The sequence below is a fragment of the Methylobrevis pamukkalensis genome (assembly GCF_001720135.1).
GTDB classification, from domain to species: Bacteria; Pseudomonadota; Alphaproteobacteria; order Rhizobiales; family Pleomorphomonadaceae; genus Methylobrevis; species Methylobrevis pamukkalensis.
Genome location: NZ_MCRJ01000002.1, coordinates 26929 through 48236 on the forward strand (window position 1 = coordinate 26929; position 21308 = coordinate 48236).

Annotated in this window: 20 protein-coding genes and 1 pseudogene; 17 read left to right on the forward strand and 4 right to left on the reverse strand. The window is 68.6% G+C overall.

The genetic code is table 11. The features are described from left to right. From A6302_RS00840 to A6302_RS21850, 14 genes are all read left to right on the forward strand, one after another. Positions 1 to 891, forward strand: coding sequence for a DUF2163 domain-containing protein (locus tag A6302_RS00840; protein ID WP_069305451.1), 891 nt, complete (start codon positions 1 to 3; stop codon positions 889 to 891). Beyond that, positions 888 to 1313, forward strand: a complete 426-nt coding sequence (locus A6302_RS00845; RefSeq protein ID WP_069305452.1) for an NlpC/P60 family protein — start codon at positions 888 to 890, stop codon at positions 1311 to 1313. The genes A6302_RS00840 and A6302_RS00845 overlap by 4 nt, the downstream gene beginning before the upstream one ends. 41 nt (positions 1314 to 1354) lie before the next feature. Then, positions 1355 to 1621: a hypothetical protein gene (locus A6302_RS25495; protein WP_342586178.1), complete on the forward strand. Its 267-nt coding sequence runs from the start codon at positions 1355 to 1357 to the stop codon at positions 1619 to 1621. Positions 1622 to 2489: 868 nt separating this feature from the next. Then, positions 2490 to 5243 (forward strand): baseplate multidomain protein megatron, encoded by a 2754-nt coding sequence (locus A6302_RS00850; protein ID WP_425349097.1) that lies wholly within the window; start codon positions 2490 to 2492, stop codon positions 5241 to 5243. Positions 5244 to 5306: 63 nt separating this feature from the next. Continuing rightward, positions 5307 to 6851 (forward strand): DUF2793 domain-containing protein, encoded by a 1545-nt coding sequence (locus tag A6302_RS00855; RefSeq protein WP_069305453.1) that lies wholly within the window; start codon positions 5307 to 5309, stop codon positions 6849 to 6851. Beyond that, positions 6788 to 7144 carry a tail fiber domain-containing protein gene (locus A6302_RS00860; RefSeq protein WP_069305454.1) on the forward strand — a complete coding sequence of 119 codons (357 nt, stop codon included), beginning with the start codon at positions 6788 to 6790 and terminating at the stop codon, positions 7142 to 7144. The genes A6302_RS00855 and A6302_RS00860 overlap by 64 nt, the downstream gene beginning before the upstream one ends. Positions 7145 to 7207: 63 nt before the next feature. Then, positions 7208 to 7471: a hypothetical protein gene (locus A6302_RS00865; RefSeq protein ID WP_069305455.1), complete on the forward strand. Its 264-nt coding sequence runs from the start codon at positions 7208 to 7210 to the stop codon at positions 7469 to 7471. Positions 7472 to 7629: 158 nt separating this feature from the next. Continuing rightward, entirely contained in the window at positions 7630 to 7947 is a 318-nt protein-coding gene (locus A6302_RS00870) for a PepSY domain-containing protein (RefSeq protein WP_210183233.1), read from the forward strand. A 37-nt stretch (positions 7948 to 7984) separates the two neighbouring features. After that, the gene (locus A6302_RS00875; RefSeq protein ID WP_069305500.1) at positions 7985 to 8650 is read left to right on the forward strand and encodes a response regulator transcription factor; all 666 of its coding nucleotides are present in this window, start codon (positions 7985 to 7987) and stop codon (positions 8648 to 8650) included. A gap of 5 nt (positions 8651 to 8655) precedes the next feature. Then, complete coding sequence (locus A6302_RS00880; protein ID WP_069305456.1) at positions 8656 to 10038, forward strand: sensor histidine kinase; 1383 nt, start codon at positions 8656 to 8658, stop codon at positions 10036 to 10038. A 185-nt stretch (positions 10039 to 10223) separates the two neighbouring features. Continuing rightward, on the forward strand, positions 10224 to 10697 hold the full coding sequence (locus A6302_RS00885) for an RT0821/Lpp0805 family surface protein (protein WP_245293843.1): 474 nt from the start codon (positions 10224 to 10226) through the stop codon (positions 10695 to 10697). Between the two features lie 203 nt (positions 10698 to 10900). Further along, complete coding sequence (locus A6302_RS00890) at positions 10901 to 11815, forward strand: cytochrome c (protein ID WP_069305457.1); 915 nt, start codon at positions 10901 to 10903, stop codon at positions 11813 to 11815. 403 nt (positions 11816 to 12218) lie between these two features. Further along, entirely contained in the window at positions 12219 to 13028 is an 810-nt protein-coding gene (locus tag A6302_RS00895; protein WP_425349094.1) for a porin, read from the forward strand. A gap of 98 nt (positions 13029 to 13126) precedes the next feature. Beyond that, positions 13127 to 13303: a hypothetical protein gene (locus A6302_RS21850; RefSeq protein ID WP_342586181.1), complete on the forward strand. Its 177-nt coding sequence runs from the start codon at positions 13127 to 13129 to the stop codon at positions 13301 to 13303. A 254-nt stretch (positions 13304 to 13557) separates the two neighbouring features. On the opposite strand, the gene A6302_RS00900 is transcribed toward A6302_RS21850, so the two are convergent. Further along, positions 13558 to 15546, reverse strand: a complete 1989-nt coding sequence (locus A6302_RS00900) for a lytic transglycosylase domain-containing protein (RefSeq protein WP_245293846.1) — start codon at positions 15544 to 15546, stop codon at positions 13558 to 13560. A 339-nt stretch (positions 15547 to 15885) separates the two neighbouring features. Here A6302_RS00900 and dapA point away from each other — a divergent pair. The 3 genes and pseudogenes from dapA to A6302_RS00915 all read left to right on the forward strand — a co-directional run bounded on the left by dapA (position 15886) and on the right by A6302_RS00915 (position 18064). Continuing rightward, positions 15886 to 16760 (forward strand): annotated as a pseudogene (gene dapA / locus A6302_RS00905) (4-hydroxy-tetrahydrodipicolinate synthase). Positions 16761 to 16773: 13 nt separating this feature from the next. Further along, complete coding sequence (gene smpB / locus A6302_RS00910) at positions 16774 to 17253, forward strand: SsrA-binding protein SmpB (RefSeq protein ID WP_069305459.1); 480 nt, start codon at positions 16774 to 16776, stop codon at positions 17251 to 17253. A 517-nt stretch (positions 17254 to 17770) separates the two neighbouring features. Continuing rightward, complete coding sequence (locus A6302_RS00915) at positions 17771 to 18064, forward strand: hypothetical protein (RefSeq protein WP_069305460.1); 294 nt, start codon at positions 17771 to 17773, stop codon at positions 18062 to 18064. A 106-nt stretch (positions 18065 to 18170) separates the two neighbouring features. Here A6302_RS00915 and A6302_RS00920 read toward each other — a convergent pair whose 3' ends face one another. The 3 genes from A6302_RS00920 to A6302_RS00930 form a co-directional block, all read right to left on the reverse strand. Further along, complete coding sequence (locus A6302_RS00920; RefSeq protein WP_069305461.1) at positions 18171 to 18917, reverse strand: arginyltransferase; 747 nt, start codon at positions 18915 to 18917, stop codon at positions 18171 to 18173. 149 nt (positions 18918 to 19066) lie between these two features. After that, positions 19067 to 19534, reverse strand: coding sequence for an RDD family protein (locus A6302_RS00925; RefSeq protein ID WP_069305462.1), 468 nt, complete (start codon positions 19532 to 19534; stop codon positions 19067 to 19069). Between the two features lie 176 nt (positions 19535 to 19710). Continuing rightward, on the reverse strand, positions 19711 to 20919 hold the full coding sequence (locus A6302_RS00930) for a threonine ammonia-lyase (protein ID WP_141703351.1): 1209 nt from the start codon (positions 20917 to 20919) through the stop codon (positions 19711 to 19713). Positions 20920 to 21308: the final 389 nt, after the last annotated feature.

A 21308-nucleotide genomic window follows, 5' to 3' on the forward strand; every position in this document is an offset into this window, starting at 1 on the left:
ATGCGCGCGATTCCGCCCGCTCTGGCCAGTCATCTGGCTCAGGGCGCGACGACCCTTGCGACGCTGTGGCGGCTGACGCGCCGTGACGGCACGCGGCTCGGCTTTACCGATCACGATCGCGACATCGTGATCGGCGAGGAGACCTTTGCGGCGGCGACCGGCTTCGATCGGTCGGCTGCGTCGGCGAGCAGCGACTTCGCGCCGGGCGACGAGGATGTGGCCGGGGTGATCGATGCGGCCGCCCTCAGCGAGGAGGATCTGCTGGCCGGGCGCTGGGATGGGGCGCGTGTCGACGTGCTGCTCGCCGACTGGACGGCGCCGGAAAACCACTTGCCTCTGCGCACGGCGACGATCGGCGAGGTGACGCGCCGCGACGGCGCCTTCCGCGCCGAACTGCGCGGCCCGGCCCATGCCCTCGACCGGATCGGCGGGCGGCTGTTCGGACGCGGCTGCGATGCCCGCTTCGGCGACGCGCGCTGCGGGATCGACGCGGCGTCCGACCTCTACACCGGCGACGGCGTGGTCACGGCAACGGCGGGGCGGGCGGTGCTTTCCGTGTCCGCCCTCGACACCTATCCGGACGGATGGTTCACGAGCGGCGAGCTGCGCTTTCTCGGCGGGCCGCTCACCGGCCTTGTTGCCGGGATCGACCGCCACGAGACGACGGACGGAGATGCCCGGGTCACGCTCTGGCGCGGCCTGCCGCTGGCCGTGGCCGACGGCACGGCGGTGTCGCTGGTTGCCGGTTGCGACAAGCGCTTTGCGACCTGCGCCGGCAGGTTCGCCAACGCGATCAACTTCCGCGGCTTCCCGCACATGCCTGGCAACGACTTTGCCTTTGCCTATGCCCGTTCGGGCGGCGACAACGACGGAGGCGTGCTGTTCGAATGACCCTGCGTGACGCCATCGTCGCCGAGACCCTGAGCTGGCTCGGCACGCCCTACCGGCATCAGGCTTCGCTCAAGGGCGCCGGCTGCGACTGCCTCGGCCTCGTGCGCGGGGTCTGGCGCGCGGCGATCGGTCCCGAGCCGGAGACGCCGCCGGCCTACACGCCCGACTGGGCGGAGGCGGGGGCCGACAGCCTGCAGGCGGCGGCGCTGCGCCATCTGTCGCCGGTGGACCTGAACGACATCACCCCGGGCGACCTGCTGCTGTTCCGCTGGCGTGCGCATCTGCCGGCCAAGCATGCGGCGATCCTCGTCGCCCCCGGACGCTTCGTGCATGCCCAGCATGGCGCGGCGGTGGCGTCGGCCTGGCTGTCGCCCTGGTGGCGGCGGCGGCTGGTGGCGGCCTTTGCCTTTCCCGGTGCCTGACCGGGCGGCGCCGATCTTCTTCCATCCCGGAGACATGTCCGATGGCGACCCTCGTGCTGGCCGCGGCCGGCGCCTTTCTCGGCCAGAGCTTCGGCTTCTTCGGCCTTGTCGCCGGCCGGGCGCTCGGCGCGCTGGCAGGTGCCGCCCTTGATCGCAGCCTGTTCGGCTCGTCCTCGACCGTGGAGCGCGGGCGCCTCTCCGACCTCTCCGTGCAGGCCTCCAGCGAGGGGGTGCCGGTGCCGCGCGCTATGGCCGCGCGCGGATCGCCGGCCAGATCATCTGGGCGACGCGGCTCACCGAGACGGTGACCACGGAGTCGGCCGGCGGCAAGGGCGGCGGCGGCACGCGGGTGCGGACCTACGATTACAGCGCCAGCTTTGCGGTCGGCCTCTGCGACGGGCCGATCGCGAGGATCGGGCGGGTCTGGGCCAACGGCGCGCTGCTCGATCTGACGCGCGTGACCATGCGGGTGCACGCCGGCAGCGAGGACCAGATGCCGGACAGCCTGATCGAGGCGATGCAGGGGCCCGAGCGGGCGCCGGCCTATCGCGGTCTGGCCTATGTAGTGTTTGAGAACCTGCCGCTGGCGGAGTTCGGCAACGCCCTGCCGCAGCTGACCTTCGAGGTGATGCGCCCGGTCGGGCGGCTGGAGCGGATGATCCGCGCGGTGACGCTGATTCCCGGCGCCACCGAATTCGGCTACGCCACGTCGCCGGTGACGCGGGCGCCGGACGACGGCGTGACCGAGCGCGAGAATGTCCACACCTCCGTGGCCCCCAGCGATGTCGTTGCCGCGCTCGACGAGTTGCAGGCGCTCTGTCCGGCGCTCGAAAGCGTGGCGATCGTCGTCGCCTGGTTCGGCGACGACCTGCGCTGCGGCGCCTGCCAGATCCGGCCGAAGGTGGAGAGCGATGACAAGGTGACGCGCGGCGCCACCTGGCGGGTGAGCGGGCTGACCCGGACCACCGCGGCGACGACCTCGACCGTCGACGGGCGTGCGGCCTTCGGCGGCACGCCATCGGACGCCAGCGTCATTGCGCTGATCCAGGAGATCCGCGATCGCGGGCTGAAGGTGACCTTCTATCCCTTCGTGATGATGGACATTCCCGCCGGCAACGGACTGCCGGACCCTTATGGCGCGGCGGATGGCCAGCCGGCTATCCCTGGCGCGGGCGCATCACCTGCGATCCGGCACCTGGCCGGCCCGGCTCGCCCGACCGTACGTCCGCGGTCACATCGCAGGTGGCGGCCTTCACCGGCGCCGCTGTGCCGGAGGACTTCTTTGCCTTCGGCACGGCGGTGTCCTACGGCGGTTCGGAATGGTCCTACCGGCGGATGATCCTGCACTATGCAACGCTGTGCGATGCGGCCGGCGGCGTCGACTGCTTTCTGGTCGGCTCGGAGATGCGCGGGCTCACCGCGCTGTCGGACGGCTTTGCCAGCCACCCGTTCGTGGACGATCTCGTTGCTCTCGCCGGGGACGTCAAATCGGTACTCGGGCCCGCGACCGAGGTGAGCTATGCCGCCGACTGGACCGAGTGGGCCAACCATCGCCCGGTGGATGGCTCCGGCGACGTGACCTTCCATCTCGACCCGTTCTGGGCGAGCCCCGACATCGATTTCGTCGGCATCGACGCCTATCTGCCGCTCGCCGACTGGCGCGAGGGCGACCATGCGGATGCGGCGATCGCCGACGCGCCGTCGGACCGGGCCTATCTGGCGGGCAACGTCGCGGGCGGCGAGAATTTCGACTGGTTCTATGCCAGCGAGGCCGACCGCGCCGCGGGGTTGCGCACGCCGATCACCGATGGGGCGGCGGGCAAGCCATGGACCTTCCGCGTCAAGGATCTCGCCGGCTGGTGGGGCAATCTCCATCACGACCGGCCGGGCGGCGTCGAGAGCCCGGTGCCGACCGCCTGGGTGCCGGGACTGAAGCCCATCCGCTTCACCGAGGTGGGCTGCCCGGCGGTGGACAATGGCGCCAACGAGCCGAATGTCTTTCCCGACCTCGTCTCCTCTGAAGGCCGGTCACCGCGCTTTTCGCGCGGGCGGCGCGACGACCTGATGCAGCGCCGCTATCTGGAGGCGATGCTCGGGCATTTCGATCCCGGACATCCGGATTTTACGGAGGAAGCCAATCCGGTCTCGCCGCTCGACGGACGCCGGATGGCCGACTGGCGCGGCGCCCATGTCTGGACCTGGGACGCGCGGCCCTATCCGGCGTTTCCGGTTCATGCCGACGTCTGGGCGGACGGCGCCAACTGGAACACCGGCCACTGGCTGAACGGACGGCTGGGCGCCGCCCCGCTCGACGATCTCGTCGCCGCGGTGCTCGCCGACCACGGCGTTGCCGGCGCGACGACGGACGGCCTTGGCGCCGTCATCGATGGCCTCGTCGTGCCGGGACGCAGCTCGGCCCGCGAGATCCTCGAGCCGCTGGCGACCCTGTTCCGCTTCGACGTGATCGAGCGGGGCGGAACGCTGGTGTTCCGCGACCGCGGCGGCCGTGCGGTCGCGGGTGTCGGCGAGGGCGACCTTGTCGAGGAGGAGCGCCAGCCGCTGTTCGAGGTGACGCGCACGGGCGACGGCGAGGTTCCGGCGGCGGTGACGGTCGCCTTCCTCGACGGGGGTGCCGACTATCTCCAGACCAGCGTCGCCGCCGGGCGCGCCGGCGGTGACGGGGCAAGAGCCCTCGACCTGTCGCTGCCGGTGGTGGCAGCACCCGCCGCGATGGCCGGGTATGCCGAGGCCCTCCTGAAGGATCTTGATGCTGCGCGTGAGCGGGTGACGTTCGCCCTGCCGCCGGCCCATGTCGGGATCGAGCCCGGCGACCGGCTGTCGCTCGCAATTCCCGGCCTGCCGGACCATGTGGTCGTCGCCCGGATCGAGGAGGCCGAGGCGATCCGGATCGAGGCGCGGGCCTGCGACCCGTCGATCACGCCCCATGCGGCGGCGGCACCCGTGCGCACGAGAGCATCGGCGGCGGCGGGTGTGTTCGGGCCGCCGCGGGTGGCGATCCTCGACCTGCCGGGCGGCGATCCGGGGCTTGCGCATCGGCCGCGCATTGCCGCGGCGGCGCGGCCCTGGCCCGGAACGCTCGGCGTTCACCGGGCCGCGGGCGGCGGCTTCGTTCACCAGCAGAGCCTCGACAGGCCGGCGACGATGGGACGTCTGACGGCGCCGCTGGGACCCGGTCCGCTGTGGCGCTTCGACCGCGTGAGCAGCATCGAGGTGGCGCTTCTGTCCGGGACGCTGGCGAGCGTGACCGAGGCCGAACTGCTGGACGGTGGCAACGCCGCAGCGATCGGCACGTCGGATGGTGCCTGGGAGATCATCCAGTTCCGGGACGCCGACCTGATTGGTCCCCGGACCTATCGCCTGTCACATCTCCTGCGCGGCCTGCTCGGCACCGGTGACGTCACGGCCGGCGGACACGGGGAGGGGGCGACCTTCGTCCTGGTCGATGCGGCCGTTGCCCCGCTCGATGTCGCCCTCTCCACGATCGGACGCGGCTTCACGCTTCGGGTGGGACCGCTCGACCGCGATGTCGGCGACGCGAGCATGGCCGAGGTGACGGCGACGGTGCGCGGGCGCGGGCTGCGGCCGCTGCCGCCGGTGCGGCTCACGGCGCGGCGGGTTGCCGGCGGCGACATCGCGATCGGCTGGATCCGCCAGACGCGGGTCGGCGGCGATGCCTGGGAACAGGTGGAGGTGCCGCTCGGCGAGGATACGGAGGCCTATGCGGTCGACGTGATGGCCGGGGCGGACGTCGTGCGGACCCTCGCGAGTGCCAGTCCCTCCGTCGTCTACACGGCCGCCGCCCAGAGCACCGACTTCGGCGCGCCGCCGGCCTCCCTGACGATCGTCGTCCACCAGCTTTCGGCCACTCACGGCCGCGGCCTGCCGGCGACCGCCAGCTTCTCGTTCTGACCTGGCGATCTCTGACCGGACGGCTGCAACGGGCCGTGCGCCCCCTTCGAAAGGTTCCGATCCATGACGCAGACACCTCGCGCCGGGCTGCCGCTGCTGGCCGCCGCGCAGGCGCAGAAACACGTGACCCACAACGAGGCGCTGGTCGTCCTCGATGCCTTGACGGGCTTGTGCATCCTCGACCGGGATCTGACCGAGCCGCCATCCGGGGCGGCGGAGGGTGAATGCTGGCTGGTCGCGGCCGGGGCCACCGGCGACTGGGCCGATGAGGACGGGCAGATTGCCTGCCGCATCGACGGTGGCTGGCGGTTCCTCTCTCCGTTTCCCGGCCTCGTCGCCTATGTCGCCGACGAGGCACGGCTGCTGATCCGGCGCGCGGCGGACTGGGCGGATGTGACCACCATCGTTGCCTTTGGCGATCTGGAGGCCATCGGCATCGGGACCGCCGCCGACACGGACAATCCGCTTTCGGCGCGTCTCAACAGCGCCCTTCTGGCCGCGCGGACGGTTGCCGAGGGCGGCGATGGCGATCTGCGGCTGACGTTCAACAAGGAGACCGCCGGCGACACCGCCTCCCTGATCTTCCAGACCGGATATTCCGGCCGGGCCGAGGCCGGTCTGCTGGGGAGCGACGGGTTCGCGGTGAAGGTCTCGGCCGATGGCGCCGCGTGGACGCAGGCGCTCGCCATTGCGCCCTCCACCGGCGCGGTCACGCTCGGCGTCGCGCTGCCCGTCGGCTCGGGCGGGACCGGCGCGACCACCGCCCCCGACGCGCTGGCCGGCCTAGGCGGACTAGCGAAGGCCGGCGGCACGATGACCGGCCCGCTGGAATTTTCCAACGGCTATGTAGTGGTTCGGCTCGGCGCCCAGTTCGACCCGTCCGATGTCGGCAACGGCTTTCGGGGCGGTATCCTCCTCAGCGCGATGGAGAGCGGCGGCACGACCGGCGAGGGCCAGTTCGGCGGGTCGATCGCCTTCGCGGGCATCAACACCAACCGCCGGCGGGCGGCGATCACGACCGTGGAGGGCCCCGACGCCGATCAGGCCGGCCTGGTGTTCTTCGGCCGCAACGCGACCACCACGTCGTCCAACCTGCTGAACGAACTGTTCCGCGTGCTCTACAACGGCCACGTCGGCCTCGGCACCACCACGCCGACCGAAAGACTCACGGTGGCCGGCAATGTGGCGCCCGCCACCGACAATGCCCGCACGCTCGGCAGCGCCGCCTTGCGCTGGTCCACCGTCCATGCGGCGAGCGGGACGATCAACACCTCGGACGCACGCCAGAAGCAGGTGCGCGGGCGCCTCTCGGAGGCGGAACTCGCGGCCTGGGCCCTGGTCCGGCCGCAGGTGTTCCGCTGGCTCGATGCGGTTGCCCTCAAGGGCGACGACGGGGCGCGGCTGCATGCGGGCTATGTCGCGCAGGAGGTGGCCGAGGCCTTCGCGGCCTGCGGTCTCGACCCCGGGCGTACGGGCTGTTCTGCGCCGACGAGGTCACCACCGAGCAGCGGCGGACGGAGACCCGCACGGTGCGGCGCCCGAAGATGCGGCGCGAGACGCGGCAGGTGGAGGCGGTCGAGATCCGCGGCGAGGTGCCGGTGCGGGTGATGCGCGAGGAGATCGCCGAGGAACCGATGGTCGAGATGCGGCCGCTGGTCGTTGAGGACGGAGCGCCCGTGACCGCGGCCGACGGCCAGCCCGTCTTTCACCCGGTGCCATTGTTCGAGACCGTGGACGAGGAGGTGGAGGTGATCGAGCGGATCTCGGCCGGCACGCGGTTCGGCCTGCGCTACGACCAGTGCCTCGTCTTCGAGACGGCCTTCCTGCGCCGGGTCGCCGACGGACTGGAGGCGCGCCTTGGCGCCCTCGAGACGATCTGCGGCCTCGATCCGGCGAGGTGAGGTCCGGTCAGCCGACATGTCGCGCGGCACGCGAGTTTCATGTTTTTCAATGGGAGACGTTCGATGACCGAAGAAAAGTCCGTCCTCGCCTCGCGGGGTGTGTGGGGTGCCCTCATCGCCATTCTGGCGGGTGTGGCGGCTCTGTTCGGCCTTGTCGCCGACGAGGCGATGCAGGCCGATGCGGTTCGTCTGCTGGAAGCGGCGGCGGCTTTGGTCGGCGGCGCGCTTGCGCTTTGGGGGCGGCTCGCCGCGACCAAGCGGCTGCGGCAGGGCAGCCTCGGGTCGGTTCGGAGGGATCCGGACGGCACACGAGGATCAGGATCGTGAGGACCGACCGATTTCCTGCTCGTCGGGCGATTTCGCCCGGGCACAAAGCGCTCTAAGGTTTCGCGACGCGTCCCGTGTCGCCGGACGGGGAAGCCGGCGCCTATTCATCGCCGGTTCAGGGGCATTCCGGTAGCAAGGGGCAAAGGAGCGCGGGATCGATGCAGCCAGCGGGCAGGGGGATCAGGCGGATTGCGGGTGCACTTGCGGCGGCCCTGTTCGGGGCGTTCGTGCTTGCATCCGGAACGCAGCCTGCCGAGGCCGCCTGCCTGTCGCCGCGCGAGGCCCGACAGGCCGTGGCGAGCGGCGAGGCGATGCGCCTCAGCGCGATCGCCCGGCGGGTCGGCGGCGACATTGTCAACGCGCAGCTGTGCGAGGCCCGGGGCGGGCTCGTCTATCGCCTGGCGGTGATGAGGCGGGGCGGACGGGTGGCGACGCTGGTGGTCGACGCCCGCAGCGGCGCAGTGCTCAACCGCTGACGTGATCGGCGATCTGGTCGGAGAGGACGGAAAGGCGATGCGTATCCTGATCGTCGAGGATGACCCCGACCTCCGGCGGCAGCTCGAGGGCGCCTGCAAGGAGGCGGGCTACGTGGTCGATCTGGCGAGTGACGGCGAGGAAGGACATTTTCTCGGCGACACGGAGCCTTACGACGCTGTCATTCTCGATATCGGCCTGCCGAAGATGGACGGCATCAGCGTGCTGGAAGCCTGGCGCCGCGGCGGCCGGCTGATGCCGGTGCTGCTTCTGACCGCGCGTGACCGCTGGAGCGACAAGGTGGCGGGCATCGACGCCGGTGCCGACGACTATGTCGCCAAGCCGTTTCACATGGAGGAGGTGCTGGCGCGGCTTCGGGCGCTGGTGCGCCGGGCCGCCGGCCATGCCTCCAACGAAATCGAGGCCGGGCCTCTGCGGCTCGACGTCAGGAGCGGGCGCGTCACCGTCGACGGCGCGCTCGTGAAGCTGACCTCGCACGAGTTCCGCCTGCTGCAGTATCTGATGCATCACCGCAACCAGATCGTCTCGCGTACCGAACTCATCGAGCATCTCTACGATCAGGACTTCGACCGCGACTCCAACACGATCGAGGTCTTCGTCGGCCGGCTGCGCAAGAAGCTGGCGGTCGACGTGATCGAGACCGTGCGCGGGCTCGGCTACCGCATCGGCGCGGGCGAGGGATGACCTTGATGCCTGCCAGGCGACTGAAGGCGCTGCTGTCCTCCGATTCGCTGTCCGCGCGCATGGTGCTTGCCGCCGCGGTGTGGAGCGTGATCTCGCTCGTGGTTGCCGGGATCGTCCTGACCGCGCTCTACAGGTCAAGCGTGGAGCGCAGCTTCGATGCCCGCCTCAACGTCTATCAGAAGGCCCTGGCCGGATCGCTGGCTGCGAGCCCGGACGCCGACGCGCCGGATGACGGCCGCATGGGCGAACCGGGCTTCCTGCTGCCGCTTTCCGGCTGGTACTGGCTGATCCGCGATCCCGACAGCGGCGAGACGCTGTCGATGTCGCGCTCGCTGTTCGGCGATGTGCTCGACCTCGAGCCGCCGCCTGCCGACGGCGAGAGCCGGGCCGGCTATCTGGAAGGCCCGGGCGGCATCGAGCTCAGGGTGGTGTCGCAGGTCGTCCATCTCGACGGCGACCGCAACTACGATGTGGTCGTGGCCGGCAACGCCGACGAGTTGCGCAGCGACGTCGCCAGTTTCAGCCGCAGCGTCTTCGTCACGCTCGCGGTGTTTGCCGCCGGACTGGTGATCGGCACGATCTTCCAGGTACGGGTCGGGTTGCGGCCGCTGGCGGCAGTGAGCGCGGCGCTGGCGGAGATCCGCAATGGCGCCGCCGACCGGCTGGTCGGGCAATTTCCCCGCGAGATCGAGGGACTTGCGGCCGAGCTCAACGCGCTGATCGAGGCCAATCGCAAGGTGGTGGAGCGGGCGCTCGCCAACACCGGCAACCTTGCCCATGCCTTGAAGACACCGCTCAGCGTGATTCTCAACGAGACGCGGGCCGACAACGGGCCGCTGGCGGCGAAGGTGCGCGAACAGGCCGGACTGATGCGCAGCCGGATCGAGAGCGACCTCGACCGCGCCCGCATCGCCGCGGAGCGCCGCGTCGTCGGCGCCGCCAGCGAACTGGCACCTTCGGCCGAGGGTCTGGCCCGGGTGCTGCGCCGGGCCTATCCCGAGCCGCCCGTCCGCATCGACATCGCCTGCCCGCCGGACATGCGCGTGCGCGTCGAGAAACGTGACCTGGAGGAAATGCTCGGCAACGTCATGGACAATGCCTGCAAGTTCGGGCGCGGCCATGTCGTCGTGTCCGCACGTGCGGGGGCTGCCGACGCCAGCGGGCGTTCGATGGTGGCGATCCGGGTCGAGGACAATGGCCCCGGGCTGGAGCCGCAACAGCGCGGCATCGTGCTCCAGCGTGGCCGGCGTCTCGACGAGAGCATCCCGGGGTCGGGACTCGGACTTTCCATCGTCGACGAATTGGTCGAAGTATATGGCGGTCGGCTGATTCTCGACAAATCGGCAAAAGGTGGGCTCGCGGTCGAGCTGATCCTGCCGAGAAGCTGAGGATCGGCGCCGGCAGGGCCGTCGATGGGCAGGACATTCGTATTTCGGCCATGTTCTCGCGCTTCGATCATGCAGCAATTCAGGATTTCAGGCGACCGGCACGGAGGCCGTGCGGTCCGCCTGCGAGAGATGGGTGCGGGCTGTCCGGAGACGCTCGCGACAGCCGGTAGAGAGCGGGAGAAATCATGGTGATGAACAAACTGGTGATGGTCGGCCTGGTCGGAGCGGTGCTCGCCGGCTGCGCGTCCGACCCCTATGCGGGCGGCGGCAACAAGGCCGTCCTCGGCACGCTCGGCGGCGCGGTCGCGGGCGGCGCGATCGGCAGCGCCTTCGGCAGCGGCAGCGGCAAGGTGGCCGCGATCGCCGGCGGCGCGCTGATCGGCGGCTTCCTTGGCAATCAGATCGGCGCCCAGCTCGACGCGCAGGATCGCCAGTATTATGGCAATGCCCAGTACCAGTCGCTGGAGTCCGGCGCGCCGATGCAGTGGCAGAATCCCGATTCCGGCCGCTACGGCACGGTGAACGTCGGCCCGGTGCAGCAGGTGAACAGCTCGCAGTGCCGCGACTATTCCAGCACGATCTACATCGACGGCCAGCCGCAGGTGTCGCGCGGAACCGCCTGCCGCAATCCGGACGGCACCTGGCGTCAGGTGAGCTGAGGCGCCACGTCGGCTGACCCCAGACAGACGAGCTGCAGAGCAAAAAGCCACCCGGACCCGAAAGGTCCGGATGGCTTTTTTCGTTTTCTGGCCGGCTGATCCCGGCCGGGCCGCCGATCACGGATCTGCGACTGGCCCTGCAGGCGGATTGACCGCATCCTTTCCGGGACGCGTCACGCATCGCAGCCGGAGGAACAGCGCCCATGTGGAGGAAGCTCGTCGCAGCCGCCATCGCCCTGACGGTTGCCGGAGGCGCCGGGTTCTGGCTGCTGACCCGGCCCGTCGTTCTTGCCGCGTCCGACCTTCCCGCCCATGTCGCCGATCTCGCCAATGGCGAGCGCATGTTCCATGCCGGGAGCTGCGCCTCGTGTCATGCGGCGCCGGGCGCCGTCGGCGCCGACAAGACGCGGCTGGGGGGCGGACTGGACCTGCGGACCGACTTCGGCCTGTTCCGGGTCCCGAACATCTCCCCCGATCCGGACACCGGGATCGGCCGCTGGACGGCGGCGGAATTTGCCACGGCGATGCTGCACGGCGTCGGCCCGGACGGGCGGCACCTCTATCCCGCGTTTCCCTACACCTCCTATGCCCGGATGACGCTGCCGGACGTCCTCGATCTCGGCGCCTATCTGCGCACGCTTCCGCCGGTGACGAACACGGTCCCCGGTCACGATCTTGCCTTTCCGTTCTCGGTGCGCCGCGGGATCGGCCTCTGGAAGCGGCGCTATCTCGACCCGTCGCCCGTCCTCGCCATTGCCGCGGACAACGATCTGCTGGCGCGTGGTCGCTATCTGGTCGAGGGGCCGGGCCACTGCGGCGAGTGCCACACGCCGCGGGATGCCTTCGGCGGGCCTGACCGCACCCGCTGGCTGGCCGGCGCACCAGATCCGGAGGGCAAGGGCCGCATCCCGAACATCACGCCGCATGACGAGGGAATCGGCGGCTGGGCGGAAGAGGACATCGCCTATGCGCTCGAATCGGGCTTCACCCCCGACTTCGACACCTTCGGCGGATCGATGGTGGCCGTGCAGGAGAACTTCGCGGCCCTCGGCGCCGGGGACCGGGCCGCCGTGGCGGCCTACCTGAAGGCCGTGCCCGCGCTCGCGGATGCGCGGTAATCGGCCCGACGCAGGACAGCGCGCAGATCCGCCGGCGCCCCGCCAAGCCGGTTAACAAATGATTGATGGACAAGAATAAATTCGTCCTGATCCCATCATCGTTAACCTCGCTTTTACTTCTTGCCGATCCGCCCCGGAATGCTCGTGACATATCTGCAACAACGGGTTTCAAAAGGCCTTTCCGGCGGTTCCTCGGCCATCTTCCTCGTTGAACGGGCCGGGCCGATGCGTATGGTGAAAACACGAGTTCGGGCAACCGGGCTCACCTGTCGCAACGCTGGCTGTCAGGGGTGGCAGCTCGCAACAGGCGAGGCGACAAGACTTCATAGCCGGCCGATCCTCAGATGATCGGACTGACATCGGGTGGTCGGCAGGTTAGATGATTGACTTTGGAGGTCAGGACATGAAACTCAAGAGCATTCTGCTCGGCACTGCCGCCAGCCTCGTCATGACGTCGGGCGCTCTTGCCGCCGACGCGATGGGCGAAGCCGTTGTTCCGGTTGCGTTACTACGTCAAGGTTTGCGACGCCTACGGCGAAGGCTTCTTCGTCATGCCGGGCATGGAGACCTGCCTCAAGATCGGCGGTCGTGTTCGTACCGGTATCGAGTATCTCGAAGACGAAGGCGAAGACGGCGAAGACGCCTACACTGGTTCGCCAACGGCCGCGTCGACTTCGACGCCCGCACCGCTTCGGACTTCGGCCCGGTCCGCTCGTTCTTCCGCGTGAAGTACGGCAAGGACAGCTACGACGGCAGCGTCAGCGGCATCGTGTCTGAAGACGAGATTTCGAGCGGCACCGGCATCGAGGGCAACGCCGTCGTGTCGATGGCCTTCGTTCAGGTTGGCTACCTCCTGGTCGGCTACAACGAAGACGGCGACACGCTGTTCAACGACGACGTCCTCTACGGCAACTTCTACGACGACGGCATCAACATCCTCGGTGGCGGCCTTCAGCTGAACGTCTTCGCTGATGACCTCGGCGGTGGCATGTATGCCGGCGTGCAGGTCATGGACGGTTCCGAAAGCGACGGTGGCTTCGTCACCGACCTCAACGCTGACGGCAACAGCGTTGCTGTCGCTGGTATCATCGGCATCGGTGACCAGCCCTGGGGCGGTGCTGACCTGTCGGCTGCCTACGACGACACCACCGAAGAGTTCCTGGTCAAGCGACCGGCAACTTCGTCATCTCCGAGGGCTTCGATGCCCGTCTGAGCGCCGCCTACTACGGCATCGACGGCAACGACAGCGACAACGAGGACGTCGTCTACGTCGGCGCGGCTCTGTCGTACGACGTTACGTCTGACGTCAACGTGTTCGCTGGTGGCTTCTACGGCTTCTCCGACGGTGAAGATCTCTGGGAAGCTAACGGTGGCGTCGGCTACACCATCTCCGAGGGCCTGACCCTCGCCGGTGAAGTCAAGTACATCGACGAAGGCGAAGACGATGGCAACTTCAACGCCATCCTCGGCCTGATCCGCACCTGGTAATATCTGTCTCTCACGAGATGGAACGGAAAGGCCCGGGATTTCCCGGGCCTTTTCTTTTTGCGTCCGCAGGCGACACCTCTGATTCGCGAGCACCGCATGATGCGGGGATCGCATCCGTGGTGTCCTGCCGTTCGGCGGATTGAAAGGTGCTGGCAAGAGTGAGATCGCGGTCCGGACGGCTGGCTCAAACGGATGGGCGGGAATGATGACCGACTCATGCGGTGATCGGTGGACGTCCGCACTCCCGTGCCTGATCAGCGCGCGAGATCCTCGGTGATCTGTAGCGGGGCGTCGGCGAGGCGGGCGCGATAGACCTGCAGGTTCTCCATCACCCGCTGCACGTAGTTGCGCGTCTCGCCGAAGGGGATCTTCTCGATCCAGTCGACCGTGTCGACGGCCGGATCACGCGGATCGCCGAAGCGGGCAATCCACTCCCGTGCCCGGCCCGCGCCGGCGTTGTAGGCCGCAAACGCCAGCACATAGGAGCCGTCGAACCGGTCGGCGAGTTCGCGCACATGGGCCGCACCAAGCCGGGCATTGTAGGCCGGATCGGTGGTGAGCCGTGACGTGGCGTAACCCGTGCCGAGCTTGCCGGCGGTCGCGCGGGCAGTGCCGGGAAGAAGCTGCATCAAGCCGAGCGCCCCGGCCGGCGAAACGGCGGCCGGATCGAACGCACTTTCCTGACGCGAGATGGCGTAGACCACGGCCGGCTCGACGGCACCGCCCGTTCGGGCGCTTTCGGGAATCGCTTCCAGCGGGAAGGCGAGGGGAACGGCCTCGGGATGGGTATCGTGCGCAAGCTTGCCCACCTGAAGGGCGATGCGATGCGCGCCACCCTCCTCGGCAAGGCGTGCGAGAAGGGCGATCTGACCGGGGCTCTTCAGCGTGCGGGCAAGCTCGGTGAAGAGCAGCGCGGCGTCGCTGCCGCGGCCGAGGGCCGTCAGCCGCTGCGCGGCGCGCACCAGTTCATTCGCCGCAAAGGCCTCATGGTCGGCCGCCGTCGGCTCCGGGGCAGGGGGCAGGTCAAGCCGGGTGCGTCCGAGGCCGGTCGCGGCGATCTGCCCGTAGAAGGTGGTGACGTCTTCCGCAGCCCTTTCGTAATGGCGCCGGGCTTCCGCCTTGTCGCCGAGGGCATCATGGGTGCGCCCCAGCCAGTAGGCCGCGCGCGACCGGCTGATCGGCCGGGTCGAGATCTCCGAAAGCTGCCGGAAATGTCCGAGCGCACGCGCCGGGTCCTCGAGGAACCGCAGGGCATACCATCCGGCGTGAAAGGCCGCCTCGGTGCGCGTCAAGGCCGTGCCGCCCCGCTGGGCGGCGGCGAGCTCGTAGGCAAGGCGCGCGTTCCCCTCCTCCAGAAGGCTCCTGGAGACGATGCGGCGCTGGATCCACCACCGGTCGGGATCGTCTTCCGGCGTCAGAACGGTGGCGGCAAGGATGCGGCCGGCCGCCACATCGTCGTCGGCCCTGCGGGCGAGATCGACGCGGCTGATCTGGGCGATCGGGTCGGTGCGCACCGAGACGGGCAGGGCGTCCAGCAGCCTTCGGCCATTCGGAAGGCGGCCCACGACGGACGAGCGCGCCTCGGTCAGGGCACTCCAGTCCGCTCCGAGCTGCGTGGCGACGATCCGCGCCTGCCGCAGGCGATCCTCGTAGACCAGCATCCGGTAGCGCGCGAGATGGTCGGCGCGCGTGAGAACCGCCGCAAATTCCTTCGCCAGAACCGGCTCCTGCGCGAGACTGAACGTCGCTCCTCGCCACAGGGGTGCGAAGGCGGCAGCCGCCTTCTCCCGGTCGCCGGCCGCAAGATGGGCCCGGGCAAGCGCCAGCCGGCCCGTTTCGCTGAGCGGAGGCTGGCGCGAAAAGGCGTCGATCAGCGCGGCGTCGCCAGGGCGGGATCGCAACAGCACCGCCTCGGCCCGCCTGCGCACGAGATCGGCGGACGGCCAGGCCGGCGCCTCGCGACCGAAGCGCTGGATCTCGTCGACGGTCAGACCCGGCAGATCGCGCCGCAGCGCGATCCAGTCGGCGATGCGGCGGTCGAGCGGCGCAAGGCGCGGAGCGAGATCGCGATAGGCAGCGCTGTCGCGGCGGCCGATGGCGGCGAACGCGGCCCGCAGGGCGGCCGTCTCCGCGTTTTCGGCAGTGACAGCCTGCCGTTGTGCCGGGGCCGGCACGGGAAGGGGCACCGTGGCCTGCGACGGGCTCGTCGCAAGGACGGTCGAGGCCAGCAGGACGCAAACCACGGGGCGCAAGGAGAGGCTCCGGAAGGACCGGCCCTCCGCCTTGCCGCACCGCCTCGTTGCCACGACCATGGCCTCCTCCGCGGCATGGGACGTCCGGTCCGGCGTGCCTGCCGGGGCACCGACGCGATCCCGTGTGTTGTTCTCCATACTGCCTGTCACGACCCTCGCCTTCAAACTCCACATATGGGGGCAACCGCAGATTTCGCCAGTTCGGGCCGCGGGCAGGGGGAGATATTCCCCCCGGGGCCGGCTTGTTCTGCCGGAGGCATCCGATTATTGTCCCGGCGATATCCGGCGGGGGCGATCGATGCCGTCGCCGCAAGAGGAAGACGGCTGGACATGTTCAAGGGTTCGATCACGGCGCTGGTGACGCCGTTTCGTGACGGTGCGTTCGACGAAGCCGCCTTCGAGGCCTTCGTCGACTGGCAGATCACCGAGGGCACCCACGGTCTCGTTCCGGTCGGCACGACCGGCGAAAGCCCGACGCTGACCCACGCCGAGCACAAGCGCGTGGTCGAGCGCTGCATCCGCACCGCGGCCGGCCGGGTCCCGGTCATCGCCGGCGCCGGCTCGAACAACACCGCCGAGGCGATCGATCTTGCCGTCTTCGCCGAGAAGGCCGGGGCCAATGCGCTGCTGGTCGTGACGCCTTATTACAACAAGCCGGGTCAGGAAGGTCTCTATCGCCATTACAAGGCGATCAACGACGCGTCGGCATTCCGATCATCATCTACAACATCCCGCCGCGCTCGATCATCGACATGTCGGTGGAGACGATGGCGCGATTGTTCGAGCTGAAGAACATCGTCGGCGTCAAGGATGCGACGGCCAAGCTCGACCGCGTCAGCGCCCAGCGGGCAGCGATGGGCCCGGAGTTCATCCAGCTTTCGGGCGAGGACGGCACGGCGCTCGCCTTCATGGCCCATGGCGGCCACGGCTGCATCTCGGTGACCAGCAACGTCGCCCCGCGGCTCTGCTCGCAGTTCCAGGAAGCCTGCCTTGCCGGCGACTATGCCGCGGCGCTGGCGATCCAGGACCAGCTGTTCCCGCTGCACCAGGCGCTGTTCATCGAGCCCAATCCGCAGGGCCCGAAGTTCGCCCTGTCCGAGCTCGGCAAGATCCGCAACGAGGTTCGCCTGCCGCTGGTGCCCGTCTCGGCGCCGACCGAGACGACGATCCGCGCTGCGATGGTGCATGCCGGCCTCGTGAACTGACAAGACAGACCCCATGGCCAACCCGAAGCCGGTTTCAACCATTGCCAAGATCGTGGCGGACAACCGCAGGGCCCGCTACAACTACGAACTCGGCGAGGTCATCGAGGCGGGGATCATGCTGACCGGCACGGAGGTGAAGTCGCTTCGTGCCGGGCGCAGCACGCTGGGTGATGCCTATGCGGCGGCCAAGGGCGAGGAGATCTTCCTCTACAACGCCTTCATTCCCGAATATCTGCAGGCGAACCGCTTCAACCACGAGACCAAGCGGCCGCGCAAGCTGCTGCTCAACAAGCGGCAGATCAACCGCCTGATCGGCGCCGTCGAACGCGACGGCATGACGATCGTGCCGCTCAAGATCTATTTCAACGATCGCGGCCGCGCGAAGATCGAGATCGCCCTCGGCAAGGGCAAGAAGCTCCACGACAAGCGCGAGACCGAGAAGCAGCGCGACTGGAACCGCGAGAAGTCGCGGCTTCTGAAGGAGCGCAACTGACAGGTGCCGGGTCTGCCCGGGGTTCTGCAATCGGCTTCCGCCCCGCGCCTGTAGGGTCTCTGCAGTGTCCCTGACGGTCGTGAGCCGGAACAGAGCCTGTCATCTCGCAAGGGACAGCAAGCGATTCGGATCACGGCGGCAAGGTTCGTCTCTCAAGGCTGACCGCTGTCACGGGCCCACCTTGCGGTGCGTTGTCCGCATCGCGCAGCGCAGGCTTGTCCGCCTTGATCGGGCCGTGTCCCACCCGCGAAGCCGATGCAATCGGAAGCCGCGGCACGGCTCTCATCGGATGCTGGCAAGGAACATGATCAGGTGAACTGACTGTCACAATGCCGTGATTTTGTCGTGAGTATTCATCACGAACATATGATAAAACATTGATTTATCACACTGTTTCCATTTATGGGGCTAATCGTATGCCTCGGGTTGGCCTATCTCTGGATCATCGTAAGGGCAGTGGCCGCGCATCAGCGAGACCCCCTGTTACGTCATGATCGATATTTTCGGGAGATGGACCATGTCCTTCAAGATTGTCACGCTCGCTTCGGCTCTCGTCCTCGGCGTCTCCGGCGCCGCGCTGGCCGCCCCCTATCATCCCGGCTATTCCACCAGCGACATCCGTCTGCAGCAGAAGGAAGCCGCGGTTTCGACCACTGCGGTCGGAACCCATGGCTCGGCGGCGCAGGCCTCCGCCAGTTCGGGCGTTTACACCCCTGGCTACTCGGACAGCGATGTTCGCCTGATGGAGCGCACGTCTTCGCACACGCTGCCCCACACGTCCGCCGTTTCGAGCAACTACGCTCCCGACTGACACCCTGTCCGAAGTGTGGAGGCTTCAGCCTTCATCCTGATGATGAAAAAGGCGCCGGATACGGCGCCTTTTTTGCGTTCACCCGGCCTGAAGAATGGCCGGCCCGTCAGTCGAGGCGTTCCCATCCGCGTGGCATCAACTGCTCCTGCGGCCGGTAATCGACCTTGTAGTTCATCTTCGGCGAGCCTTCGACCCAGTAGCCGAGATAGACGTAGGGCAGGCCGCGGCTGCGGGCGCGGCGGATGTGGTCGAGAATCATGAAGGTGCCGAGACCCCGCCAGGCGATGTCGGGATCATAGAAGCTGTAGACCATCGACAGCCCGTCGGAGAGCACGTCGGTGAGCGACACCGCCAGCAGATCCCCGGCGCCCTGTCCGGTGATCATCGTGTCGGGACCACGGCGACGATACTCGATCAGCCGGGTTTCCACATGGGTGTCTTCCACCATCATCGCGTAGTCGAGCATGCTCATGTCGACCATGCCGCCATCGGAGTGGCGGGCGTTGAGATAGTGGCGGAACAGGCTGTATTGCTCGGATGTGGGGGCGGACGGCGCCTCGCAGCCGACAAGATCGTCATTCTGCGCCAGATTGCGCCGGAAGCGCTTGGACGGCCGGAACTCGTCGACGAGAATCCGCACCGACACGCAGGCCCGGCAGCTCTCGCAGGCCGGTCGATAGGCGATGTTCTGGCTGCGCCGGAAGCCGCCCTGGGTCAGCACGTCGTTGAGCGTGGCGGCCCTGTCCCCGACCAGATGCGTGAACACCTTGCGTTCGAATCGGCCCGGCAGATACGGGCACGGCGAGGGGGCCGTCAGATAGAACTGCGGAGCGTCAGTCGGATGATGCGTCATTCGTCGTCCGATCCCACGAGCGCAACCGTTCCCGCAAGACGAAGGGCGAGTGCGGTGGACGCACGCGCCATCCGATCATGATCCTGACATGACCCGTTCTGCCGCGCGACAGCAAAGATTGTGCGCCGCGCGGCCAGGGACAATTTCACTTACCGCCGGTTGATCACCACGGTGCCCAGCAGAAGATCGTGCAGCAGGCGTTTGCGATCGGTGAACAGCGCGACGAGAACGATGAACGGCGTCAGGATCGACACCGAGGCGTAGAACAGCACCGAATGCACGGCGGCAAGCCCCGGCGACATCCGCCCGCCATCGACCTGGCGCATCTCCAGCCCGAAGGCGCGCATCCCCACGGTCGCGGACTTCGGCCCGCCGAGCGTGAAGGCGCAGTAGAGCAGCGCCATCAGCGGCCACAGGATCGCATAGATCGCCCAGCCCAGCCCCAGGGTCGCAAGGCCGATGAAGAAAACGACGATCCCGGCCATGAAGGTCAGGACCGCGACAATGGTCACATCGATCAGGAACGCCATGAACCGGCGGGTCCGCACGCCGCTGTAGAGGCGGTGGTCGGTCAGCGGATCCGGCTGATAGTCGATATCCGGCGCGATGTGGCTCATGCGTCCTTCCTCATGTTCCGGAGCAGGCCACCGACGGCACTTCCGCCGGGTGGCACCCCTCCCGATCTATATGGTCGTGGATCGGACGGTCGCAATGCCGGATCCGGGGGCATTGACGCGGGGCAAACCTTCGTCAAGGCGGAGAAACGCCTTCTCCCGCCGGAAAGCGGCAGACGTCACAGCCGCGTCACCTCGTAGCCGCGCGCCCGCAGCGCCTCGCAGACTTCCTCGGCGTGCTGGCCGTTGCGGGCCTCGAAGGTGATGTCCAGCGAGGCGCCCTTGGCGGGGATGTCGAGCACGGTGCGCCGGTGCGAGACCTCGAGGATGTTGCCGCCGCGCCCGCCGATCAGCGTGGAGAGATCGCCGAGCACGCCGGGACGATCCGGCAGGTTCATGCGGATCGCGACGATCCGCTCCTCCCGGGCGAGTTCGCGCATCAGCACCGAGGCGAGCAGGCGCGGGTCGATGTTGCCGCCGCACAGGACGAGGCCGACCTTGCGCCCGGCAAAGCGCTCGGGCTCCGTCAGCACGGCCGCCAGCCCGGCCGCACCCGCCCCCTCCGCGATCGTCTTCTGGGCGGTGAGATAGAGGCTGACGGCGCGCTCGATCGCCGGTTCGTCGACGAGGATGATGTCGTCCACCACCTGCCGCGCCGCCTCCAGCGTCAGCTCCCCGACGTTGCGAACCGCGATGCCCTCGGCCAGCGTGTTGCCGCCGCAGGGCTGGTCGAGATCACGCAGTCTCGCCCACATCGCCGGATAGAGCCGCGTTTCCGCGCCGATCACGGCGATGTCCGGACGCAGCGCCTTGGCCGCGATCCCCATGCCGGCGATCATGCCGCCGCCGCCCACCGGCACGACCATCGCGTCGAGATCGGGCCGGTCCTCCAGCATTTCCAGCGCGATCGTGCCCTGGCCGCGGATCACGTCGACGTCGTCATAGGGATGGACCCAGACCCGGTCCTCCTCCACGGCGATCCGGGCTGCGGCCACCTGCGCGTCGGACACGAGTTCGCCCTCGAGCACCACCTCGGCCCCGAAGGCCTCGGTTGCCTGCACCTTCACGTGCGGCGTCGTCACCGGCATCACGATCTTGGCGCTGATGCCGAGCCCCGCCGCGTGGTAGGCGACCGCCTGCGCGTGGTTGCCCGCCGACATGGCGATCACGCCGCGCCGACGGTCCGCCTCCGGCAGCGCCAGCAGCTTCACCAGCGCCCCGCGCTCCTTGAAGGCGTTGGTGACCTGCATGTTCTCGTATTTGACGAAGATCTCGCAGCCGGTGATCTGCGACAGCCGCGGGGCCGCCACCAGCGGGGTGCGCATCACCTGGCCGGCGATGTCGGCGGCGGCGGCGCGAATGTCTTCGAGGGTCGGCAGTCTGGGCATGAGCGGTTTCCCGGCAGGCGTCATGAGTAAGATCCCGGACCCCGGACGGCGCCATGCGGGGAGGGGGCCGGAGCAGGGGATTCGGCGGGGGGACGCCGGTCTGCCCGGAACGGAAAAACACCTTGCGCGACCCGTATCGTATCGCGGGATCGGCGCGTAGCAGAAGGCCTGTCCGCCTTCAACCGATATGGTCGCCGGGGAAAGAATTGCAGCGTGTCTGCGCACTTGCGAAACCGCAGGGCGTGAGATAGTGGTCGGCCACGAGACGTGCATCCGGCCGACAGGCGGGAGGGTGCGCCGGGGCGGTGATGTTGACCTGTCGCGCCCAGCCGATGAATAGTCGTCTGGCATCGACGGGCTGCGACACACTGTCCTCCCCTCCGATCCGG

Excerpts from the sequence above, each read along its gene's own strand:
- A6302_RS00840 (WP_069305451.1), top strand. The coding sequence starts at position 1 with ATGCGCGCGATTCCGCCCGCTCTGGCCAGTCATCTGGCTCAGGGCGCG.
- A6302_RS00845 (WP_069305452.1), top strand. The coding sequence starts at position 888 with ATGACCCTGCGTGACGCCATCGTCGCCGAGACCCTGAGCTGGCTCGGC.
- A6302_RS25495 (WP_342586178.1), top strand. The coding sequence starts at position 1,355 with ATGGCGACCCTCGTGCTGGCCGCGGCCGGCGCCTTTCTCGGCCAGAGC.
- A6302_RS00855 (WP_069305453.1), top strand. The coding sequence starts at position 5,307 with ATGACGCAGACACCTCGCGCCGGGCTGCCGCTGCTGGCCGCCGCGCAG.
- A6302_RS00860 (WP_069305454.1), top strand. The coding sequence starts at position 6,788 with ATGCGGCGCGAGACGCGGCAGGTGGAGGCGGTCGAGATCCGCGGCGAG.
- A6302_RS00865 (WP_069305455.1), top strand. The coding sequence starts at position 7,208 with ATGACCGAAGAAAAGTCCGTCCTCGCCTCGCGGGGTGTGTGGGGTGCC.
- A6302_RS00870 (WP_210183233.1), top strand. The coding sequence starts at position 7,630 with ATGCAGCCAGCGGGCAGGGGGATCAGGCGGATTGCGGGTGCACTTGCG.
- A6302_RS00875 (WP_069305500.1), top strand. The coding sequence starts at position 7,985 with ATGCGTATCCTGATCGTCGAGGATGACCCCGACCTCCGGCGGCAGCTC.
- A6302_RS00880 (WP_069305456.1), top strand. The coding sequence starts at position 8,656 with ATGCCTGCCAGGCGACTGAAGGCGCTGCTGTCCTCCGATTCGCTGTCC.
- A6302_RS00885 (WP_245293843.1), top strand. The coding sequence starts at position 10,224 with ATGGTGATGAACAAACTGGTGATGGTCGGCCTGGTCGGAGCGGTGCTC.
- A6302_RS00890 (WP_069305457.1), top strand. The coding sequence starts at position 10,901 with ATGTGGAGGAAGCTCGTCGCAGCCGCCATCGCCCTGACGGTTGCCGGA.
- A6302_RS00895 (WP_425349094.1), top strand. The coding sequence starts at position 12,219 with ATGAAACTCAAGAGCATTCTGCTCGGCACTGCCGCCAGCCTCGTCATG.
- smpB (WP_069305459.1), top strand. The coding sequence starts at position 16,774 with ATGGCCAACCCGAAGCCGGTTTCAACCATTGCCAAGATCGTGGCGGAC.
- A6302_RS00915 (WP_069305460.1), top strand. The coding sequence starts at position 17,771 with ATGTCCTTCAAGATTGTCACGCTCGCTTCGGCTCTCGTCCTCGGCGTC.
- A6302_RS00920 (WP_069305461.1), bottom strand. The coding sequence starts at position 18,917 with ATGACGCATCATCCGACTGACGCTCCGCAGTTCTATCTGACGGCCCCC.
- A6302_RS00925 (WP_069305462.1), bottom strand. The coding sequence starts at position 19,534 with ATGAGCCACATCGCGCCGGATATCGACTATCAGCCGGATCCGCTGACC.
- A6302_RS00930 (WP_141703351.1), bottom strand. The coding sequence starts at position 20,919 with ATGCCCAGACTGCCGACCCTCGAAGACATTCGCGCCGCCGCCGCCGAC.